Origin of the sequence: Luteolibacter flavescens (assembly GCF_025950085.1) — a bacterium.
GTDB lineage: Bacteria > Verrucomicrobiota > Verrucomicrobiia > Verrucomicrobiales > Akkermansiaceae > Haloferula > Haloferula flavescens.
Window position 1 is genome coordinate 184,238 of the sequence record NZ_JAPDDS010000006.1, and the last position, 20,911, is coordinate 205,148.

Below are 20,911 nucleotides of genomic sequence, written 5' to 3' on the forward strand. Positions count from 1 at the left end.
AGAACACGAAACCAAGATCTCATGAACACCACATCCATCCGCATCCTCGCCGCCCTCGCCCTCATCGCTCCCGCCGCCTCGCGCGACATCCGTCTCGCCGATTGCCCCGAGCCGGTGCGCAATGTCATCCAGTCGAATGCCCGTGACTGCAAGATCGAGGAAGTCGAGGTCTTCCAGCGCGAGGGCAAAACCATCTACATCGCCGAGGTCGATCTGAAGGGTGGCATCGACCTGAATCTCTACGTCTCCGCCGAGGGCGCACTGCTGAAGACGAAGGAAGACATCCGACTCGCCGACGCACCGGAGGCGGTGCGCACCACGCTGCAGGGACTGGGCGGTCGCGTCGATGACCTCGACAAGATCACCGAGGGCGAAACTGTCACCTACGATGCCGACATCGAGCGTCACGGTCAGCCCGACCTCGACGTGATCGTTGCTGCCGATGGCAAGGTCGTCCGCCAGACCGAGGACCGCGACGACGATTGATCGGTCCCGACGATCTCACAGGCGAGGCTCCGTATCGGGGCCTCGCCTTTTCTCGTGTGTAACTTTCCGGTGACGTCCCCGTGGATCATGCCTAGGTTTCGGTTTTCACCATGAAAAATCCCATCGCCAAGAACACGATTTGCCTGTGGTTCGACAAGGACGCGCTTGAAGCAGCGGAATTCTACGCCGCGACCTTTCCCGATAGCGCGGTGCACGAGGTCCATTACGCCCCCGGCGACTATCCTTCGGGGAAGGAGGGCGACATCATCACCGTTCACTTCACCGTGCTCGGCATCCCGTGCATCGGTCTGAATGGCGGGCCCGCCTTCAAGCACAGCGAGGCATTCTCCTTCCAGGTGGCGACGGACACGCAGGAGGAGACGGACCGCTACTGGGACGCGATCGTCGGCAATGGCGGCGAGGAAAGCGAGTGCGGCTGGTGCAAGGACCGCTGGGGCATTTCCTGGCAGATCACGCCACGCACGCTGAGCGAGGCAATGTCCGCCGGCGGCGACGAGGCGAAGCGGGCCTTCGCCGCCATGATCCAGATGAGCAAGATCGACGTCGCGAAGATCGATGCCGCACGGCGGGTGTAAAACATCGCGTTTTTTCCAGACCGTTTGACCGGATGCGTCGCAGGGGTAGGATCGCGCGTTTTACCTCACAACATCCCGCATCATGTCCCTCGATTCCCTTTTCTCCAGTCTCAGCAGCAATCTCAAAGGCAGCGGCAAAAGCGATCCGAAGTCGCTGCTGGGCGGCTTGCTCGGCTCGGCCGGTGCGCAGGGGGCGCTAGGCGGTGCCGCATCTGGCGCGCTGGTCTCCGTGCTGATGAATGGGAAGGCGCGGAAGAAGATACAGAAGAACGCCGTGAAGGTGGGCGGCATGGCCGCGCTCGCCGGCGTGGGCTACTATGCTTATCAAAAGTGGCAGCAGAGCCGGCAGGATGCGCCCGCCGCCACGCCGGTCCAGGTGCTGCCCCCGGCATCGCAGGATGCCACGCCGCCGCCGCTGCCTGCGGATCTGGCTTCGGCCAGCGTGCAGGTGAAGGTGACCGGCGAGCTTCCAATGAAAATGGTGCTGGCGATGATCGCCGCAGCGGCTGCCGATGGCACCATCGATAGCGTGGAAATGAGTGCGCTGGCCGAGGCGATCGACAATGCGCCGGTGGAGGCTGCGGAGAAAGCGCGGCTCACCAGCGCGCTGAATAGCCCGCCGACGGTGGAGGAGCTATCCGGCCTCGCGAATGGACCGGAAGAAGCGAGCGAGATCTACGGCGCGGCTTTGACGGCCATCGAGGTGGACACGCCATCCGAGCATCTTTTCTTGCGACGTCTCTCGCGTGCGCTGGATCTGGACGAGCAACTCGTCGCAACGGTGCACGAGACGCTGGAGAAGGCATGATGGTGTCCCGGGAGGGATTCGCGGAAAGAGGGGAGTTCTATCGCGCTCCGGTGTGCTGCAGGTTTGGCTGCTCCGCGGGGTGATGGCGATGGATGCCATTCACCCGCGGGCAGCCTTTGAGATGAGACATGATCGGACCGTGGGATGATTCCATGAGTGACGGGGAGATCACTGGGAATCAGCGGCCTCGATAGCCCGAGCGATGGCTTCCGTGGTCATGATGCCCATGGCCTCCATCGTGCCGGTCACGCCCATGATCGCCGCGGCGTGGGCCGTGATCGTGGTGGCGATGGTCATCGCGCGAGGGGCGATGGCGATCGTATCGGTGGTCATGGCGATGGCCGTGCTGGTGACCGTGGCCATGATGATGGCGGTCATTCCGGTGCTCGTACCGGTGATGGTGCGGCGGTGCCTCGTAGCGGCCTCCGGCATTCACGGGCAATGCCGTGGTGAAGGTCAGGGCGATGGCGCTCAGTAGGATCGAGAGTGTTTTCATCGGTTGTATCGGTTGGTTTCGATTCGCCAATTCCGACGCAAGTCCGAGCGGATTTATTCAAAGGAGCGTTTAATTTGTTAGATCCGGCGTCGCTGTTCTCCCGGGGAATAATCTGGCTCTCCGGTCCTCCTTCGGAGCTTCTGTTAGAACTCGTGCCTCACCCCGAGTGACACGCCGCGGCCGGGCAGGGGAGCGACATCCTTGCGGAAGGAAGTGGAGACGCGCGCCTCTTCATTCAGCAGATTCGTGCCGCGGAGGAAGACGGTGAACTCATGCGACCTCACCGGCACCGTCCACGAGACATCGGCATTCACCAGCGTGTAGGAGCCGGTGGGCAGCTCGGGCCGCGGTGCGGGTTTCACGCGATCCTGCGCGGTCGCGTGCCGCACCTCGATGCCCGCGGTGAAGCGGTCGTCGCTCCACTCCAGCCGGGTGCCAAAGCGCAGCGGCGGCATGCGCGGGATCGGCTCGTTGTCGTCCTTGTTCTCCGCGCGGACGTAGTCGCTCATGAGCGAGAGCGTCAGGTGCTCGCGGATCGTCCAGTCGAGCTCCGCCTCGAAGCCCGTGAAGGTCGCGGCCCGCTCGATGTATTGGACCGCCCGGCCAAATCCTCCCGTCAGCTCCGGCGCTTCCTGGAGGAAGATGAAGTTGTCGAAATCGTAGTGGTAGCCATTCAGCCGGGCTTTCACCGGTCCCTTGTCCGCCTCGAGCCCCAGCTCGAAGCCGAGCGATTCCTCGGTGGACAACGGCGAGCCATCGAGGTCCCCGCCCACGAGGAAGCGCCCGATGCCGGCATTGTTCCAGAAGGCATAGCGCTCCGTCGCCGTGGGCAGCCGCTCGACGCGCGACACGATACCGGTGAGAGCCAACCGGTCGAGCGGGCCCGCGCCTTCTCGCGTCCAGGTGAGCGCGGCGGATGCGCTGTTGGAGAAGTCGTTTCCACCGCGCAGGTAGCCGGATTGCTCCAGGCTGTGATCGTGGATGCGGACCTTCTCTATCCGGTAGCCGAGTTGCCCTGCCCACTCGCCCTGCTCGTATTTTTCCAGGAGATACAGCCCCGCCTGATCCGTGCGAAAGGTGCTCCTCACCCGCTGCGGATCGGGCGGAGGGAAGACGGTGCGGACCGCGGTGAAATCCTCGGTGCCACCCGAAATGCCGATGATTCCCGTGAGCCGCTCATCGAGCGCGCGGTGATGCACGTCCACGCGGCCCTCGATGGCGTCCTTTTCAAAGGTGCTGTCGGCGAAATCACGCCCACGGTCCTTGCCCAGGCCCTCGAAGAGCTCCGCATGCCGATAGGCCCCGTAGGCGAGGCGCGTCTCGATCTTCGAGACCGGGCCGTGGTCGAGATCGATGCTGCCTTCCAGGTCGAAGCGGTCTTGAATCAGGTCCAGCGTGTAGTTCCCGTAGAGGTCCGTCGGGTCGCCCGGGTAGATCCACGGCACGCCGTAGCGCGTGTCAAATCTCGAGTACGACGCACCTAGTAGCAGCGGCAGCTTCTCCGGCAGCCAGGAAACACCGGCCGACCAGGTGGAGCCGTCGTGGCCGGAGTTCGGCAGCGTTCCATCGGGATTCGGCACGGGAATGGTGGTGCCGCTCGCCGGATCGTAGACACGGGGATTCTCCAGCTTCTCGTAGGCACCGCTGCGCGCCCGGCCGGGGATGGACAGGTCGCCGGAGTCGCGGGCGGATCCGGTGAAGCGGAAGACCAGCGGCCCGGTGAGGAGGGAGAGGTGACCCGCGCCGGAGAGGCCGTCGCCCTGCGTCTCGTAGCGGGTCTCCCAGCCGCCGGAGATCGCACGGTCCGGGCGCTCGCGTGCGAGCACTCGGCTGCGGGCATTCACCGCGCCGCCGATCGCCGAGTTCCCGTAGAGCAGGGAGGCCGGGCCGCGATGGATCTCCACGCTCTCCAGCAGGAAGGGCTCCAGCGCCACCCCGTGATCAGGACTCACGTCGGAGAGGTCGAAGGTGCCGAGGTCGTCGCGCAGCGTGCGGACTCGCACGCCCTCGAATCCGCGAACGACGGGCCGGCTCGATGCCGGGCCGAAGTAGCCCGAGGAAACGCCCGGCTCCCAGCCGATCGTCTCCCCGAGGGTCGCCGCCGCATTCCGCTGCAGGATCTCCTCCGGCACCGTACGCACGGATTGCATGGAAAACTGGCCGAGCGACGGCGGGCCGCTGGCATCAGCAGTCACGGTCATCTCCTCCATTTCAGCGGTCACGGTGAGCGGCTCCAGCAGATCCTGGCCGGATGCGGAGAGGATCAGCGGGAGGGTAATTGCAGCGCGGAAGCTCATGCCTGCGGGTTGCTTATGATTTTGATTTACGAATGCAATAAATTTGCGTCAAAGGGGCGCGTGACCCCGTTCCGGCTGCTTCCATTCGTCCTGCTGGCGCTCCCCGCGGCAGCGCTCACCCCGCCGACCGACCTGCTCTACGGTCACTACGAGCTGCACGTGGACTACGCCGTCACGCCCGGAAATCCCGACGCGGGGTGGCGTTTCTCGGTCTCCTACGACGAGGACGATGACTTCAGCACCGGCGCGGGTGTCGTCCGCCTGGACCCGGAGAGCACGGTCATCCTTGCCGCGCCGAGGACCGCGACCGCCGTCCCCAGCCCGGCCGGTGCCTTCGCCCGCTTCGGCCCGCCGGGCACCCCGCTCTGGGTCCTGCCGCAGAACAACGCCATCGGCACTCCCTTCCTCGGCGTGCGCACCACCATGTCCACGGGACTCTTCCAGGCGCGCGTGGGGAACAACTACAGCCCTAGTAGCCAGGGCAGCATCTCGTTGCGGCTGGTCTCCGTGGAGGGCACCGGGCCGGATGCCGGGGGGAAATTCGCCACTTGGAAAACGGAGTCCTTCGGCAGCGTGGTCTTCTCCTTCGATACCACGGACGGCATCGGCGCTGCGGAGGAAATCCCTACCATCCCGGTCTCCTCGCACACCCACTACAACTGGGCTTTCACGAAGCCAGGCCTCTACCGCGTGACCCTGGAGGCTAAGGGCAAGCTGATGCCCGGGCACGGCAATGTGATCACCTCCGCACGGAAGACCTTCCTCTTTGCCGTGCCTTTCTCCTCCCGCATCGCGGGCGTTGGTGAGCTCCGGGTGGTCGCGGAGGAAAGCGGACCGCCGCGGATGATCGCCGCCGATCCTGCGAATGGCGTGGCCTACACGCCGGACCGTGCGATGCTGGAGACGGTCGCCGCGACCACCGCCGGATCGGCGCTGCCGGGTGCGCGGTGGCAGGCGAATCTGTCGCTGTCCACGATCGCCGCCGCCTTGCCAAATGGCGTGGGCATCGATCCTGCCGTGGCTTCCTCCGGGCTCGCCGCATCGGAGTGGTCGGATCTCGCTTGGAATGTCACCGGGGTCCGCGGGCCGGGAAATTTCGCGCTCATCGAGGGCGGGAGCGCCGCGGGATTCCCGCTGTCCTTGTCGGCGGGAAGTACGAGGAATCTGGTAGCAGCCTTCACGGAGACCGGGATCTACCGCGTGACCGGCACCTTGTCCGGTTCGCGGGCTGGCGTTCCATTCACCACCGCGCCATATACGCTGACTTTCGGAGCAGGGCTGGGAGCAGACTTCACCTATGCGGCGTGGCAGGCGAGCTTCGAGCGGGCTGCCGGACTTCCTACGGGCTCGCTCGCCGATCCCGAGGCGGATCACGATGGCGACGGGCTCGCGAATGGCGTGGAGTTCGCCTTCTTCTGGCACGGTCTCGATCCCGCCCGCTCCGACGCGCATCTCATGCCGCTGCCCGCGCCCGGCGACGATAGCTCGGCGGGCATCGGCTTCCTCCGCGACACCTACAAGGATCCGCTCGACGAGTCGTCGTGGGAGATCCGCGGCTCGCACAGTGCCGATCTTTTCACGTGGCGCGTGCGCTCGTCGCGCATTCCCGGCTTTCCGCTGGGCATCTTCGAGACCGGGGCGGAGCAGGGGAATACGTGGTCCCGCATCATGCACCGCCGCCTGCGCGTCCTGCCGGCACCGCAGTCGCGGGGCTTCTTCCGCTTCGATGTCTCGGCTCCCTGATTTCCTGTTAGATCCATCATGAAAACGACCATTCCCACCCTCGCCATCGCGGCGCTCCTCGCGTCCCCGGCCCACTCCGCCCTCTACACCAGCGGCCATGCCGACTACGGCATCGGCTATGAAAACGGCGACTTCCATTTCCACTTCCATGCCGAGGGCGCGACCGTCGATGGCATCGAGCGGGATGACGAGGAGTTCGACATTCCGGATGTGATCACGGTGGTCTCCTCCGGGGCCATGCTATCGCTGCCGATCGACTTCGCTCCGCTGGGCGCACAGACCGGAGACATCATCTGGGTGCTGCCCGAGGTGGAGAACATGACGCTGCCCTTCCTCGGGCTGGCGACCGAGGAGCTGAGCACGTCCGAATGGGGCGACATCACCTTCAGCCTGGGTGCCGTCACTTCGCCGAGCGGGAATGGCGAGTTCGCGCTCTGGCAGTCCGGCTCCCTCGGCGATCTGCTGCTGCGCATGTCCACCTCCGATCCCAGCGCGGACGCGCTGACGCTGCTGCCCGGCAGCCATGCCCACTACAACTACGGCTTCACCGAGGCTGGCATCTGGCAAATCGAGATGACCGTCAGCGGCACGCATGTCACGGATGGCTTCAAGAGCGCGACCGAGACGCTCACCTTCCACGTCATCCCGGAGCCGTCGGTATTCCTGCTCGGCGGACTCGGCCTTGCCGGACTCGTGTTGCGCCGTCGCCGCTGATTCCTTTCTTCATGCGAAAGCGGGTGCCCTGGCGAACCGGGGCACCCGCATTTTTCTAACAAGTCCGCTCAACGGCGGCGACGCACCAGCCCGCAAAGCACCGCCGCACCGGCGAGCAATGCCGACGACGGCTCCGGCACGGCATTGAAGCGGAACTCGAACTCACCCGAGTCACCGAAGATGCCCTCCTCGTCCACCAGCTTGAAGCGCGCGACGTAGTCACCGGCGCCTGCATTCGCATCCAGCCAGAAGACCGGCGAGAAATTCACGCTCCCACCCAGATGAAGCTCATCGCCCGGATTCGTCAGCCCGATGCTGAAGGCCGAGTCGCTGCCGATATTCAGCCCCTCGGTCATCGAGACGAGCACGAGGTGGATGTCCGCGCCGCCCAAGCTGCCTGCATAGCGGCCCGCGGAGGAGTTGAAGAGATAGTTCTCCACCGTGCCCGCAGCGTGGCCGCTTAGCGAGCTGGTGTCGCCGAAGTCGATCAGGCTGAAGTGATTGCCCGGGTCTTCCAGAGCGATGGTCACGCCGCTATAGAGTCCGCTGCCGGAGGTGAAGGTGAGCGGCGGATTGCTGCCCTCCGGCAGGTAGTTCGACGGGCTCTGCTCGATCACCGGCGAGACACCCGTCGTCGGTTGATAGCGGTAGATCCCCTTCGAGTGGTAGTGGCTGCTCGCGGGAGCGGATTCGTTAGGGTGGGCGTAGAGGAAAGTGAGACGGTTGTAGTTGGGATTCGCCATCCCGGCGAATTCACCGGAAGCGATCGTCTGCATGGTGTCCACGCCGACATAGTAGCTGACCACCGCGGCCTCGGCCGTGGCCAGGGAGAGGAGCACGCCGATGGCTGCGGTGGCGGGGATGAGACGGGATCGAAGGGTCGCTTTCATGATGATGTGATGGAGTGAGGTGGCGCTCCGCAACTCGCGGGGCCGTCAGGCTTTTACGTCTCATGTGTACTGAAGCAACAAAATTGCGTTTGTAATTTTATGACGGCGTGATTTTCTGCGGGCGTCCCGACACCCCACCGGTTGGCGGTGCTCATCCGATTCACGCCGATGCCCTATTCCCTTGCCACTTCCCGCGGTCCATCCACGCGACCGAGCGCCCGCCTCGGCGGCCTGTGCAGCGATCTCGCCGCGGGCCTGCGCCAGCAGATGGTCTATTGGGGGCGCGATGTCGTGCATCCGCACGGAAATCTGCTGGCCGCGCAGGGCTTCCGGAAATCGAAGTCCCCTGGCTTGCAGACGAGCAGTTGCTACGCGCTGGAGTGGGAGGGCGGCCGCATCGAACTGCACGGCGCGTGCGCCGGATGGTTCCCGGAAGACGGGAGCGCGGGATTTCTCTTCATCCGCCCGCTCGGCAGAAGCCATGTGTGGAAGGGTGGCACCGCCCCCGTGCCGGGCGAGTGGCCTGCCGCGCTGCTGGACTCCACGGACTTCCCCCGCGTGCTGGATCTCGCGCGGCCCTTCCTGCGCTGGTGGATGGAGTCCGAGGCATGGATCCTCGATCTACTAGGTCCATCGTACCGCGACTCCTGCCATCGCCATCTCAAGCGCCTGCCCAAGGGCCAGCCCTGGCTCCACCCGGCCGTCGCCATGGCCTGGGTCGCGCAACTCCACTCCAGCGGTCACGAAGCCCGCCGTGCCCGGAGATTCACGGCATGAAAGCGAGCCGGGACATCCGGCCCACATCTCACATTCGAGGTGTTCGGTGGTGAGATGGTGTTTTTGTGAAATTAGCCGACTCCTGGAGGTTGTTGTAAAAAATCTACCTAGGTGTCGGATTCGAGGTTAGACCCGCGTTTTTCTCCAACTCGCGCCTTGGTGATGAAGCCGGGGCTCTAACTGGAAGCGTCGGAATGCCTTGTCTTTCTGATAGATCCGGGTGGTTTCCGGGAATGAGCCGGAGGAGCGTCCACTCGGTTTCGCGTCTAGGAATATTACCTACCCGGAATTTCGGAAAGTACCCTACGTAGATTCGTAATTCTTTGACTCTTGATTGCTAAGATCTCCGTGGCAAACTTGCCACCTCTCCAGGATGCAACTCTCCCCAGCATTCAGAACACCCCAAAACCCGTCGCCCCGTGCCAGCTGAAAAACTCATTCTGGCAGGGCGGCCTGCCGACGCGTGGAAGATGTTAGAAGACCTCCCCGCGCGCCTGAAATTCACTCCGCGTATCCTGCGGCAGAGGCTGTCCTGCGCGCTCGCGCTGGGATGGCACCGCCGCGCGTGCATCCTCGAGGAGACGCTTTCTAAAAATATCGACCGCGACGCCATCTTGGATGCCGCACCGGATCAGCAGTGGGAAAGCCGCGCCCTGACCCCGGTCATGAGCGCTCCAGCCAAGCAGCGGAGGAAGGAGTCGTGTGCCACCGACCCGCTTGTCGGGCCGATCCACAATTTTCTGCTCTGGTAAGCGGATCCCCCTGCTGATGAAGGGTCGGCTGGTCCGGTAGGCCGGAGGTCGTCTCAATTCAGCACATGCCACCGCTGGCCGCCGGACTGGCTCGGCAGGGTGGAAGATTGGCCACTGGCCTGACGAACCGTCCACTCCAGCGAGGGTGTATCCATGGCGAAGCTGTGCTCCCAGCGGGTGGGGAAGAGGGCCAGCGCATAGCGGTGGGTGCCCTCCACCTTCGCATGCACGAGGTGCTTCCCGTTCTCCTTGGTGACCGCTGTCACCAGCACCTTGCTGCCATCCGGGGTGAAGAGACTCTGCCCCACGGTGCCGTAGCCGGGATTGCGGGGCATCTCCACGGTGACCTCATGCCAACCCTCGGACCGGAGGCCCACTTCCGTGGAGACGTAGGTGCACGTAACGATCAGTGCGCTCACCCCGAGGGTGGCGAGAGTCGGTTTGAACAACTGGACTGCCATTTCGCGGGGAAATAGCAGCCGTTGTTCCAATTCGTGCCGATTTCCGGGAACTTTCTCCGGAATTTGTGCGAGCCCGCCGCCGGGATAGTATGATCAGGGCTTCTGGATGTAGTTCCAGATCGCCTCGAATTGCTTGTTGGCGTCGCCATCCAGCTCCGGACGCTGGGACTTTCCTTCGTCACTGTAGCGCGGCATTTTCGAGCCCGGGGTGACCGAGGTCGGATTGTCCATCCAGCGGATGTACCACTCCTTGCGCAGGCGCTCGTGGCTCAGGGCGAAATTCACACCCTCCACCTCGAAGGCGGCGCTCGGCTTCACCGGGCCCACGCCGTGGCAGGTGGTGCAGCCGAAGCCTTCGCTGCTGGCGATCTTCTTGCCGATTTCGGCGAGCGCGGCGTCGATCTGGACGGGCTCCGCCTTGCCGGGCACCACGCCGTGGAGGCGGGCGAGACCATCGGCCAGGCCGGTGGCGTACGAGGTGTAGCCGGGCATCCGCATGTCCAGCCACGGGCGCGGGCGGCCGCCGGTCGGCTTGCCGGTCAGCATTCCCTCGATGTAGGACGAGTGAAGCATCTCGCCGATGTAGGTGAGGTGCGGGCGGGATTGGTCGAGCTTCTCATTCTCACCGGCCACGTGGGCGACGAGTGACTTCGTCTCGACGTGGCGGGTATCCAGCAGCGAGGCGTGGCCGTCCATGCCGTGGCAGCTCGTGCAATGCAGTGCCTTCACCTTCGACGCGGCATACTCGGATGGCACGTGGCGGGTCAGCGGCGCCATGCCCTTCTTCGAGAAGGCGACCAGCGCGGCGCGGTCGGCATCGTCCAGCGCCAGGCGCGGGGCCTTCGGTCCCGGGGTGGCGGAGACGCAGCCTGCGGCGGCCCAGTCCTTCTTGAAGATGGCGTCCGTGGTCGGCAGGGTCACATTCATGGCTCCGGTGCCGGCATGGCAGGAGCCGCAATTCAGGGCGGTGGCGATCTCCATGCCCTTGGCAGGGTCGCCCTTCGGGAAGGTGGATGGCTTGCGCTCCGTCTTGGAGGACTCATCCAGCAGGAAGGCCGCGATCTGGTCCGCCTCGGCATCGCTCAGCGCGAAGTCAGGCATGCCGATGTGGGCGTACCAGGCATCGGGCTTCTTCAGGAAGCCGGACAGCGCTCCGGGCTGGAACTTGAAAGCGACATTGGAAAGGGGCACCCGGTTCGGATCTCCCTCGCTGCCCGCCGGGGTGTGGCAGGCCACGCAGCCGAGACGGTGGAAGTGCTCGCCGCCCTTCTGGGCGAGGGCCTTGTCCGGGGCAGGGGGCGCTTCGCCCACCTTCTGGGTCATCAGCCAGGCGGCGAGGTCCGCGGCCTGCTGCTTCCCTGCGGGGGTCGATTCGTCGATCAGATCCGGCATCCGGGTGTCGTGGCGGAAGGCGGATGGATTCGCCAGCCACTCCGCGATCCACTGCTCATTCAGGCGGGACCCGGACGCGAGAAGCATGGGGCCGAATTCCGTGAGCTCGGTCATGCCTGCCGCGCCCATGTGGCACTTCGAGCAGTGATTCTCCGCGAAGAGGAGCCGGCCCTTGCGGGCCAGGTCTTCTTCCATGGCCTCGGTCTTGAAGACCGTCGGCGGGACGCTCTGCTTCGGGAATGCGCGCTCCTCCCAGAAAAGGCGGAAGCGGCCGGATCCGTCGGCTTTCGAGCGGTAAACGATGGTGATGTCATGCTCCCCCTTGTTGAAGCGGGTGCTCTTCGAGGCGGTCGCGCCCAGCGTGCCGTCCTCGGTGTGCACTTCTTCGCCGTCGATGGTGAGCGTCGCCTTGCCCTCGCCCTCGAAGGAGAACGAAAGGCGCTGGCGCTCGGCCAGCACGAGCTTGCCCGTCCACGTCACGCTGAATTCACCTCCGGGGAGGAAGGGCGTCGGGGACTCGCCCGCCTTGACGTACAAGGCCGGCAAACGATCGGCACGGGTGTCCTTCGCCCCGCCTGACTCGAAGGTCGCGGCGAGCTCGGCACGGGCGGACCCGGCCGTCAGGGCGGCGGACAGGACGGAAACGAAGAAGGGAACCTGTTTCATCACAAAAAACAAATGGTGGGTGAGGCGGGCCGGACAATGGCCCGGCCCGTCTCAAATCTCCAACTATCAATCGGAGGGCTTTACTTGCCCATCGCGCGGACGGTGCAGTGGATGTCGCCCTGGAGGACTTCGCCATCGGCGTCCTCGAGGTCCCATGCCACCTTCAGCGACATCGAGGGCTTGTGGCCTTCGAGGTCGATTTCAACGGTCTTGCCATCCTTCAGCAGGCGAGCGGCGGTGACCTTCACGGTGTCACGCTTGTGGTGCTCCTTGGACTCCTTCTGGAGGGCCACTTCGCGGGCCGGCTTGTCGACATTGTCCACCGAGAACTCGCCGGAGCCGTATTGCGGGCCGCGGACGTAGTCCCAGCGCTGGGCCGAGTAGCTTTCCGGGTCGGTGGCGAGTTCTTCGTCCAGCTCGGTTTCGAAGTGGATGCGCACGCCCTTTTCGGTGATCTCGAGCTTGTCCGGGATGGTGACGGTCGCGCCGGTGTAGCGGACGCGCTGCACGGCGCACTCGGCGGCGGCATTCGTCTGCCAGCCGCGGAAGCCGGCCACGTAGAGCGAGCCGTCCTTGTGGAAGCGGGCGCGCATGGCGGAGGAGCCGAGCTTGGCCGGGATCTTCACCACGCCGCCTTGCAGCGTGTCACCCACGTCGGAGAAGAGCACGCGGTAGAGCGTGGACTGGCCGTAGGAAAGGTGGATCATCTCGCCTTCCTTCAGGCCGAATTTCACGCCCTTCGGCACCCAGACCTGGGAGCCGCCGGAGTTGTCCACGTCCATAGGCAGGTAGCAGAGCGGCTCGGTGTACTTGGCATCCTTCAGGCCCTGGCGGCTCGGCTCGGTGCCGAAGAAGAGCGGACGCTGGTCCTTCTTCATGTAGTTGATCTTGCAGCAGGGCTGCCAGGATCCCTCGTTCTCACCGGTGGTGATCTCGCCATTCGGGCCGACACCCACGCCGCCCGGGGCGCGCAGGCCGGTCGCGACCACCTCGAAGCTCGAGGCGTCCTTCGACAGGCGCATCACGGTGCCGTGGTGCGGGAAGATGGTGTCGAAGCCACGGCCGCCGGGGCGGACCGGTGCGGCCTTCGAGAAGTAGAAGTCGCCGTTCGAGTCGGTCTGGAGGTCGAAGGCGAACTCGTGGAAGTTCGGCGAAACGGCCACGCCATTGAAGAAGCACTCGAAGCGGTCGGCCTCGCCGTCCTTGTTCAGGTCGGACAGCTTCGTGATCTGGTCACGGCCGTGGACGAAGATGGCACCGTCGACGACCTTCACGCCGAGCGGCTCGAAGAGACCGGCGGCGTAGCGCTTCCACGCCAGCTTGCTCCAGTCGCCCTTCAGGCCCTTCACGACCCACACGTCGCCATTCCAGGTGGAGAGCGCGGCGCTGTCCTCGTCGATGAAGTCGAAGCCGCCGAAGCGGATGTTGGCCTTCCACGGATTGTCTTCCGGGAGGGTGAGGGTGTCGGTGACCCACGGCGACTTCTTGTCGGTGGAGACCTGGCCCTTGGTGGTGATGACGTCCTTCCAGAGGCCTTCGCCGCCCTTGGTGGCGCCGGTCACGTTGAAGGGGGCGACGGACTTGGCTGCACCGCCGCGTGCGTAGGAGATGGTGAAGGTGGTCGCCTTGTCGGAAGGAGCGAGCGTCGCGACGAGGCGGGAGGCCTTGTCGGCGGCGGGGGCGAGCACGGCACCGGTGCCGCCGGTGGCGACGGACAGGCCGGAAGCGGACTTCGCGCCGCCCTTTTCGGCGGTGAAGGCACCGCTGTCATCCGCGGCGATCAGCGAGAGCGGCTTGTCGTGCGCGGCCACTTCGAAGTGACGGACGAAGCCATCCGGGCCGGACTGGAGGTGCTCCAGCACGTGGGTGCCATTCACCGTGTATTCGAAGACGATACGGCTGCCGTGGCGGTAGAAGCCCTTGTACTGGGCGTGCGGGATGTTTCCGCAGGCGGCGGTCACCTGGCTGGCGTCGCGCTTCGCGGTGTAGAGCGTGAAGGACATGCTCGTGCGCTTGTCCTCGAAGCTGCCGGTTTCATTCGCCCAGCCCGGTCCGGGCACGGTGTTGAAAAGGAAGTCCTTCTCGTTCGCGGTCTTCACGAGCTGGCCGTGGGCACCGGTCCATGGCGTGCCGCCCCAGTGGACGCCGCCCTTGTAAACGGTGACGACGCGCAGGGTCTCGGTGTCGAAGAGGGCGCGATTTCCATCGCCCAGATCCACGAGAACGCCCTTCACGGCAGCGACTTGCTCCTGGCCGTCGAAGGTTCCGGCGAAGGAATTGGCCCATGCCGGGCCGAGTTGCATTTCCTCATACCAGTTGGCGGCCTGTGAAGGCATGGCAGCGGCGGCGAGGACTATTGGTGCGAGGTGATACGGGCGCATGAGTGTCAATTTACGTCGAGGGTTGGGGTCGGGTTTATGGGAATGGTACGGAAAGGTGTCAAAGTTCGTGCGGTTAGCCCGGAATATCGGTGCCGGGGGCCCCCACTACGGCAATTTCCAATCAAGTTTCACATCAATTCCGTGCCACGGCCGATCGCGGGGAATTCCTCGACCGTCCGACGTTCGGGACTATGCTGCGGGCGCGATGTGGGAGGCAATCACGCAGTGGTGGGAAGCATTCATGCACTGGGGCGGCTGGGGCACCGTGGGGAGCGGACTGGCATGGATCGTCACTTCTTGCCTCCTGATCGCCGGTTTGATCGGCTGCATCATTCCCATCCTGCCCGGTCACCTCATCCTCCTGATGGCCGCCATCGCCCACCGCCTGATGCTCGGGCGCGAGGAATCCGGCATGGAATGGTGGACCTTCGTCATTCTCACGCTGCTGATGGCGATCTCACAGGCCCTTGAATTCGCGGCCGGTGCGGCGGGCACGAAGTGGTTTGGTGGCACGAAATGGGGAGCCTGGGGCGCGCTGGTCGGCGGCATCGTCGGCATGTTCTTTTTTCCGCTCGGCCTCATCCTCGGCCCGCTCATCGGGGCGTTCGTCCTGGAAAAATGGGGCGCAAAGCAAGAGCTGAAGCCTGCCGCGGTCTCCGGCGTCGGCTCCGTGGTCGGCACCGTCGCCGGCATGGGCATGAAGCTCGCCATCGGGATCGTGATGATCCTGTGGTTCTTCATCGACTGCTTCTGGATCGGCTGAGGCGCTACTCCGGGGTCACTTTCAGCCGGAGAAAGAGGCCGGGGCTTTCTCCGGGGAGCAGGGGATCGCGGACGATGATCGTTTCCGTGCCGTCTTCGTGGGGCTGGATGATCCAGTCCTCGGGCGGGACGGACTGCCAAGGCGGGGCCAGCGTGGTGCTGGACTCGACCTGATACGATACGCCGGGAAGGCCAGCGGGGCGCTTGAAGCTGAGCGCGAATCTCCCGTCGTGGGACCGGGGTCGGGGGAGCATCGCGGGCGTGGCCGCTGCGGGATCGAGCCCGAGCGCGTAGGCGAGGCCATTCGCGATGCCGCCGGGGAAGGGGACGGACTCGAAGCCGCTGACGAGCGGATCTGCCCGCTCCAGCGCACGGAAGCTGGCGAAGCGCCAGGCATCGAAGGGAGGATCGGAAATCATCACCGTGGCGGTCGTGCTCTCGCCCGCGACGTAGCCGGGGTCATCCAGGAGCGAGAGCGTGACGCTTTCCTCGCCCTCGGCGACCGGGTCGGCCACCGCGGTGACGGGCAGATCCAAATGGGCGGCTCCCGCGGGGATCGTAACCACGTCAGGCAAAGCAGCGAAATCCATGCCCGCTTGCGCGGTGCCGCTCATCCCCAGTCGGACCGCGAGGTCTTCCGTGAGTTTTCCCGCTCTGGAAATGCGGATCGTCGCCGGATCGTCCGCGCCTTCCGCCGTGGCGGGCGCCAGCGCGGCGAGGGAGACGGCGGTGCCGGCGGTCGAGGGGCCCAGCGGCTCGATGTCGATGAAGCAGATCTTGTTGCCCGCGGCACCCGGCGCGCTGCGGACCGTCAGGCGTCCATCGGCGAGCGCCACATCCTGCGTGCCCTCCACCCAGCGGTGGGCGGAGGTGGCGACGCCATTCACCACCAGCACCTCCTCCGCCTTGGTGAAGAAATTCCCGGACGTGCCGATTGCATCGCCCGAGACGATGTGGACTCGATAGCCGCCATTCGGCAGTTCGATTTCCCAGACGGCGTCCGGATTGCCGCTGTTCTGCAGGTGATTCAGCGTGTCGTAGCGCTGGTCTGGCGATGCGGAGGAATTCCGGTCGCGCGTCGCCGTGGTGGGCGCATTCCATCCGTAGGACCAGCCGTTCCCCCGGTCGCCAAAGACCTCGCCGCTGTCCACCAGATAGCCTTCCGGGATGGGGGCGCTCGCGGGCTGGAAATTCACCCGCACCGTCGGCAGCGGGGTGTGCGCCCTCGCCCGCACCGTGACGAGCCCGGTGACGGTGGTGAGTCCGGATGCGAAGCGGATGCGCGCGTGGAAGGAATGATCTCCCGCAGCCAGATCGCCCGAGGTGCCGGTGAATGGAGGGCTATTTGCTCCGTCGAGCACTTGCATGCCATGCAAGTATTCCACCGACGCCACCGGACCGAGGAAGTCCGTGACATGCACCGCCAGCGTGACCGGCGCGCCCACCGCGTAGAGTGCTCCATTCACCGGTTCGGTCAGGCGGACGAGCGGGCCGAAGTCGTGCGTGGAGTCTTCGTCGCCGAGCTGCAGCAGATAGGCGGCCAGTTCATCGCGCTGTGCCGGCGAGAGCTGTTGCGCCGCGCCGTGGACTTCGCCATTCATGAAGACGTCCGCGAGCGTTGCCGCCGATCCATCGTGGAGATAGGGCGGGGTTTCCCACAGTCCTTTCAGCGTCGGCGTGTCACGGCTCCCTGCTGCTCCGACCGCGTGGAGCAGTCCCCCGGCGCTATCCGTGAAGGAGGATCCGCCATGGCAGGCGTAGCAGCCGAGTTGGTCGAAGTGCTTCTTCCCCGTGACTGCCTCAGCCGTCAGCGATCCATCATGCGAGCGGTGCGGACTCGGGTGGATCGTCGTGAGCGACGACACATAGGCGGCGAGCGCGTCGAGATCCGCGCTCAGGCCTGCCTTCGGATCGCCGAGCGGCTGCGAGACCGTGCCGGTGGAAAACTGCTCATCGGTCAAGAAGCCCGAGCCGCCGAAGGCATCGCGGATATCGTGCTCGAAGTCCTGGATCTCGTCGAAATTCGCAGTCCAGTGGACCCGCCCGTGACCCAGTCCGGCGCGACCGTGCAGCGTGGTCGTATTCCGCAGGCCCTCGCCGCGGTCGGTGAAGTCCCACGTCCGCGCGTCGTGTCCGCCGTCCAGATGGCAGCTCGCACAACTGATGTATCCGTCGTGATTCATCCGGCGGTCCGTGGCGTCGTAGAAGATCCGCTTTCCCAGCAGGACATCGGGAGCCTGCGGCTCGTTCGCCACGGTCGGGACGATCGCCAGGCGCGGCGCGGCATTCGCGGAGGATGACGTGAGCGCCGAGACATCGTGGACGGCGATGGTGCGATCCATGAAGTTCTGCACGTAGAGCTTCCCGCCTGCGGGATCGATCGCGAGTCCCTGCGGCGCGCGCCCCACAGTCTCGATGGCGGACACCAGATCGCCGGAGTAGGCATCGATCACATCGACGGAGTTCGACCCCTGAAGCGCGATGAAGGCGAAGTCGCCGCGCGGGCTGAAGGCGGTGGCCTGTGCCATGTCGCGGTCATTGAAATCGATCCGCCCGTTGGGGATCTCGGCATTCGTCGCGAGATCGATCCGCGAGACGATCGTGCGGACGGTGCTTTCAAAGGTGAGCGGCTGGCCGTCGCGTGCGAGGCCTCGGGCGATATTGTCCTTCTTCGACGGCAACCACAGTGAGTGGCCGTCGGGCGAGATGGCGGCGGCGCTCAGGTAGTTCGGGATGCCGCGGCCGCTCGCCTCGGTATCCGGCCCGGCGTCCGGCGCGAGCGGGATGGTCCTCACGACCGCAATGGTCGCCGGGTCGATCTCATGGACCTCGCCGCCTGCATCGGAGGAAAGGAAGCGGGTCACGAAGATCCGCGCGGGATCGCCCCCGATCGCGATGCCCCGCAACGGCCCGCCGGGCATGATCGTGGCCAGGACCTCGCCGGTCGCGGGGTGGAGCTTCAGCAATTCTCCGGTTCCCTCCGTCGTCACCCACGCGGCACTGCCATCCGGGCTGAAGGCGATGCCGTAGGGTCGGCTCGCGCGTGGCAGCGCGATCTCCCTCCGCGCCGTGCCATCGGTGGCCAGCACGGAAATCGTCGCGTCTTCCTGATTCACCACCCACAGGTCCCCATCCGGTGCTCTGGCGAGGGTCCGAGGGTGTCGCCCCACCGGTGTCTCGTGGAGCTTCGCGAAGGTGGATGCATCGATGGCCGTGACCGTGTCGGCATCCGGATTCACGCACCACACCTGCCCCGTGTCCGGCAGGTGGAGGATGGTCGAGGAGGCCACGGGCGCGGTCGGCATCAGCGGGCGATGGACGGTCTGCACCAGCGATCTCCCCCGGGTCATCGTGCCATTCGTCGCCTGCACCGTCACCGCGTAGTGGCCCGGTGCATCATACGTGTGGGTCGCCGCGGGATCGCTGGAGTAGGCCGTGGCGGGCGTGCCATCGCCGAAGTCCCAGGAATACTCCATCGTGCCCTGTCCCTCCGCGGTGGCGGTGAAGTTCACCGCTTCACCGGTCGTCGCCGGTCCGCTGGCGGATGCCGTCACGAGGATCGCGGCGAGCGAGGTGCCGGTGGAAAAAAGGCTGGTGTGTTCCGTGGCCAGGCCATTCCCCGCCCAATCCTTCACCCCGCCCGCGGGCAGATGGATCTGGTAGGCGGTATCGGGCTCGAGCGGCTCATCCGGCCAGAAATTCACGATGCCCGTCTGGTGGCTGTAGCGCCCCGTCAGCGGCTGCCCGCCCACCGGACGGATGACCACGGTGGTGGAGTCCACGGTGCGCAGGTCGATGGCATCGGTGAAGGTCAGGCCGACCCGGCTGGTCACAGCGCGGTTCAGCGAGTCGGGTGCGGGATTCACCATGTTCACCACCGGGCCGGTGGTGTCCGGCTCGGTCTGGTGGACGATGAGCGCGCTGCCGGAGTGATCGTTCCCCATGAAGACCAGATTTCCCAGCGGCATCGCGAAGTCCCAGTCCGGCTGGCCGAAGCCGCTGGGCGCATGCGTCTGGACGGGCGTGAAGGGCGGCGCGCCCACGTCGATCTTCCGGTAGCGGTTCGACGCGCCGTAGAGGAAGAAATTGTCCTGCACGACGCCGTAGCCGCCCTTCGAGGCACTGTTGGGGATCTCGCCTTCGAGGGTGATGTTCGTGGGGTCGGAGATATTCCACACGTCCGGGCTGGAGCGCGTGGTATAGATCCGGTGGCCATTCAGCATGCTGCTGTAGCCCGCGGGCTCGCTCACGTGATCGAGCAGCACGGGATTCGCCGGATCGCTGATGTCGAAGGTGGCGATGCCCGTTTTCGCGTCCGCGCTCGCGGGCTGGGAACCGGTGACGACGAGCAGGTTTCCCACGGCGAAGACGACATTCGTCGCGTGATTGGCAAAGCCGAGCTCGCTGGTCGTGCGGCGGCTCACCAGCACCGGGCTAGCCGGATCGCTCAGGTCCACCACGTAGAGGCCCGCGCTCGTGCCCGCGACGTAGGCGTAGCGGCCTCCCTGCCAGAAGACCCACCACGCCCGCGCCGCATAGTCCCCGCCATTCAGCCCGGGCAGCGGCATGCGGCTCACCCGTGTGGGCGCGGGCACATCCATCTCCGTGAAGTCCCACACCTGCAGCCCGGAGGAGTCGGGCCTGCGGATATTCTGCGTGACGCACACATAGTCCCGCCCTCCGAAGCGCGTGAAGGAGTAGCCGTGCGGCTCGCCGATCTGGCCCGGGTCATTCGGGCTGCCCGTGGCATAGTCCGGGTGATCCTGCGTGGTGAAGGTCAGCCGCACCGCCCGCGGGTCCGACACATCGTAGAAGGCGAATCCGCTTTCGTCGAATCCGCCACCGCCATCCAGCGAGAAGGGCACCACCAGATAGCCCTTGTGCATCGAGACAAAGCCGTGGCCATGCGGCGCGCCGGTGCTCTTCTCAAAGCGCGCCACGGTGGACAGCAGCTCCTCCGGCGCAAAGGTGACATTTCCCAAGCCCGGGCCATCCGCCGCGGCGGGGCTCGGGATCAGGAACGAAAGCAGCGACAGGCAGGCACAGGCACCCGCCAGCAATTTGCCGGCGGCCCTGCCATTCTCATGGCATCTGGAGATCACGGAGGGAGGCAGGTGGGGGGGGGAGTGAATCCGTGAGTGAACGAATCTACCGAACATCATCCGCGCGGAATCCGCCAGCCGTCATTTCGCCACGGCCGGCTGAAATTGGCTCTTCCCACCCGTGCGGGGTGCCCCTAGGGTCCCGCCGCCGCTCTCCGGGCGGTCACGGTCCTGCTTGCAGGGTCGAGGAAAGTCCGGACACCGCAGGGCAACGCGCCTCTTGAAAAAGGGGGACGGACGCGTCAAGGCGTCCGGACGGAAAGTGCAGCAGAGAGCATACCGCCGATGGCCCGCAAGGGCACAGGTAAGGGTGAAAGGGTGGGGTAAGAGCCCACCGCGTGTCCGGGCAACCGGCACGGCACGGCAAACCCCGCGTGGTGCAAGACAGAACAGGGGAAGGGTGCCCGCCCGTCGTATCCCCGGGTATTAGTCGCATCCCGCGCAAGCGGGAAGATCCTTGTTATCAGGGATTTAGAGAAATGATCGTCAATCTGGACATAGGGTCCAGAAAACAGAATCCGGCTTACAGGAGAGCGGCCCGCCTTTTTCATCGACCATTTTTTCCGAGCTACTCGTAGATGGGGGAAA

Annotated in this window: 15 protein-coding genes and 1 other RNA gene; 9 read left to right on the forward strand and 7 right to left on the reverse strand. The window is 65.3% G+C overall.

All coding sequences use genetic code 11. The annotated features are described in order from the left end of the window. Window positions 1-21 precede the first annotated feature (21 nt). The 3 genes from OKA04_RS12630 (at window position 22) to OKA04_RS12640 (ending at window position 1,890) form a co-directional block, all read left to right on the forward strand. The gene (locus tag OKA04_RS12630; protein ID WP_264501530.1) at window positions 22-486 is read left to right on the forward strand and encodes a hypothetical protein; all 465 of its coding nucleotides are present in this window, start codon (window positions 22-24) and stop codon (window positions 484-486) included. Between the two features lie 122 nt (window positions 487-608). Then, on the forward strand, window positions 609-1,082 hold the full coding sequence (locus OKA04_RS12635; RefSeq protein ID WP_343226882.1) for a VOC family protein: 474 nt from the start codon (window positions 609-611) through the stop codon (window positions 1,080-1,082). Window positions 1,083-1,164: 82 nt separating this feature from the next. Further along, window positions 1,165-1,890 carry a tellurite resistance TerB family protein gene (locus OKA04_RS12640; RefSeq protein ID WP_264501532.1) on the forward strand — a complete coding sequence of 242 codons (726 nt, stop codon included), beginning with the start codon at window positions 1,165-1,167 and terminating at the stop codon, window positions 1,888-1,890. 168 nt (window positions 1,891-2,058) lie between these two features. Here OKA04_RS12640 and OKA04_RS12645 read toward each other — a convergent pair whose 3' ends face one another. Then, window positions 2,059-2,268: a hypothetical protein gene (locus tag OKA04_RS12645; protein WP_264501533.1), complete on the reverse strand. Its 210-nt coding sequence runs from the start codon at window positions 2,266-2,268 to the stop codon at window positions 2,059-2,061. A 261-nt stretch (window positions 2,269-2,529) separates the two neighbouring features. Continuing rightward, window positions 2,530-4,683: a TonB-dependent receptor gene (locus OKA04_RS12650; RefSeq protein WP_264501534.1), complete on the reverse strand. Its 2,154-nt coding sequence runs from the start codon at window positions 4,681-4,683 to the stop codon at window positions 2,530-2,532. Window positions 4,684-4,743: 60 nt separating this feature from the next. Between OKA04_RS12650 and OKA04_RS12655 the strand changes: the two genes are divergently transcribed. Next, window positions 4,744-6,426: a choice-of-anchor M domain-containing protein gene (locus tag OKA04_RS12655; protein WP_264501535.1), complete on the forward strand. Its 1,683-nt coding sequence runs from the start codon at window positions 4,744-4,746 to the stop codon at window positions 6,424-6,426. Between the two features lie 18 nt (window positions 6,427-6,444). Next, a complete protein-coding gene (locus tag OKA04_RS12660; protein WP_264501536.1) occupies window positions 6,445-7,140 on the forward strand; it encodes a choice-of-anchor M domain-containing protein in 696 nt (231 codons plus the stop codon). A 68-nt stretch (window positions 7,141-7,208) separates the two neighbouring features. Here the strand turns inward: OKA04_RS12660 and OKA04_RS12665 are convergent, their stop codons facing one another. Beyond that, window positions 7,209-8,030 carry an all3515 family Zur-repressed PEP-CTERM protein gene (locus OKA04_RS12665; RefSeq protein ID WP_264501537.1) on the reverse strand — a complete coding sequence of 274 codons (822 nt, stop codon included), beginning with the start codon at window positions 8,028-8,030 and terminating at the stop codon, window positions 7,209-7,211. A 168-nt stretch (window positions 8,031-8,198) separates the two neighbouring features. Here OKA04_RS12665 and OKA04_RS12670 point away from each other — a divergent pair, with 168 nt between their 5' ends. Beyond that, window positions 8,199-8,807, forward strand: a complete 609-nt coding sequence (locus OKA04_RS12670; protein ID WP_264501538.1) for a hypothetical protein — start codon at window positions 8,199-8,201, stop codon at window positions 8,805-8,807. A 419-nt stretch (window positions 8,808-9,226) separates the two neighbouring features. Next, window positions 9,227-9,559, forward strand: a complete 333-nt coding sequence (locus OKA04_RS12675) for a hypothetical protein (protein ID WP_264501539.1) — start codon at window positions 9,227-9,229, stop codon at window positions 9,557-9,559. A 53-nt stretch (window positions 9,560-9,612) separates the two neighbouring features. On the opposite strand, the gene OKA04_RS12680 is transcribed toward OKA04_RS12675, so the two are convergent. From OKA04_RS12680 to OKA04_RS12690, 3 genes are all read right to left on the reverse strand, one after another. Next, complete coding sequence (locus tag OKA04_RS12680) at window positions 9,613-10,020, reverse strand: hypothetical protein (protein ID WP_264501540.1); 408 nt, start codon at window positions 10,018-10,020, stop codon at window positions 9,613-9,615. Between the two features lie 93 nt (window positions 10,021-10,113). Next, window positions 10,114-12,078, reverse strand: a complete 1,965-nt coding sequence (locus OKA04_RS12685; protein WP_264501541.1) for a c-type cytochrome — start codon at window positions 12,076-12,078, stop codon at window positions 10,114-10,116. An 80-nt stretch (window positions 12,079-12,158) separates the two neighbouring features. Continuing rightward, the gene (locus OKA04_RS12690; protein WP_264501542.1) at window positions 12,159-14,459 is read right to left on the reverse strand and encodes a DUF6797 domain-containing protein; all 2,301 of its coding nucleotides are present in this window, start codon (window positions 14,457-14,459) and stop codon (window positions 12,159-12,161) included. A 205-nt stretch (window positions 14,460-14,664) separates the two neighbouring features. On the opposite strand from OKA04_RS12690, the gene OKA04_RS12695 reads away from it, so the two are divergent. Next, the gene (locus OKA04_RS12695; protein WP_264501543.1) at window positions 14,665-15,222 is read left to right on the forward strand and encodes a DUF456 domain-containing protein; all 558 of its coding nucleotides are present in this window, start codon (window positions 14,665-14,667) and stop codon (window positions 15,220-15,222) included. A 4-nt stretch (window positions 15,223-15,226) separates the two neighbouring features. Here OKA04_RS12695 and OKA04_RS12700 read toward each other — a convergent pair whose 3' ends face one another. Beyond that, window positions 15,227-20,323, reverse strand: a complete 5,097-nt coding sequence (locus tag OKA04_RS12700; RefSeq protein WP_264501544.1) for an Ig-like domain-containing protein — start codon at window positions 20,321-20,323, stop codon at window positions 15,227-15,229. A 147-nt stretch (window positions 20,324-20,470) separates the two neighbouring features. Between OKA04_RS12700 and rnpB the strand changes: the two genes are divergently transcribed. Continuing rightward, an RNA gene (gene rnpB / locus OKA04_RS12705) (RNase P RNA component class A) lies at window positions 20,471-20,865 on the forward strand. Window positions 20,866-20,911: the final 46 nt, after the last annotated feature.

What these genes read in the sequence shown, in the direction of transcription:
- OKA04_RS12630 (WP_264501530.1), top strand. Translation starts at nt 22, where the DNA reads ATGAACACCACATCCATCCGCATCCTCGCCGCCCTCGCCCTCATCGCT.
- OKA04_RS12640 (WP_264501532.1), top strand. Translation starts at nt 1,165, where the DNA reads ATGTCCCTCGATTCCCTTTTCTCCAGTCTCAGCAGCAATCTCAAAGGC.
- OKA04_RS12645 (WP_264501533.1), bottom strand. Translation starts at nt 2,268, where the DNA reads ATGACCGCCATCATCATGGCCACGGTCACCAGCACGGCCATCGCCATG.
- OKA04_RS12650 (WP_264501534.1), bottom strand. Translation starts at nt 4,683, where the DNA reads ATGAGCTTCCGCGCTGCAATTACCCTCCCGCTGATCCTCTCCGCATCC.
- OKA04_RS12660 (WP_264501536.1), top strand. Translation starts at nt 6,445, where the DNA reads ATGAAAACGACCATTCCCACCCTCGCCATCGCGGCGCTCCTCGCGTCC.
- OKA04_RS12665 (WP_264501537.1), bottom strand. Translation starts at nt 8,030, where the DNA reads ATGAAAGCGACCCTTCGATCCCGTCTCATCCCCGCCACCGCAGCCATC.
- OKA04_RS12670 (WP_264501538.1), top strand. Translation starts at nt 8,199, where the DNA reads ATGCCCTATTCCCTTGCCACTTCCCGCGGTCCATCCACGCGACCGAGC.
- OKA04_RS12680 (WP_264501540.1), bottom strand. Translation starts at nt 10,020, where the DNA reads ATGGCAGTCCAGTTGTTCAAACCGACTCTCGCCACCCTCGGGGTGAGC.
- OKA04_RS12685 (WP_264501541.1), bottom strand. Translation starts at nt 12,078, where the DNA reads ATGAAACAGGTTCCCTTCTTCGTTTCCGTCCTGTCCGCCGCCCTGACG.
- OKA04_RS12690 (WP_264501542.1), bottom strand. Translation starts at nt 14,459, where the DNA reads ATGCGCCCGTATCACCTCGCACCAATAGTCCTCGCCGCCGCTGCCATG.
- OKA04_RS12695 (WP_264501543.1), top strand. Translation starts at nt 14,665, where the DNA reads ATGTGGGAGGCAATCACGCAGTGGTGGGAAGCATTCATGCACTGGGGC.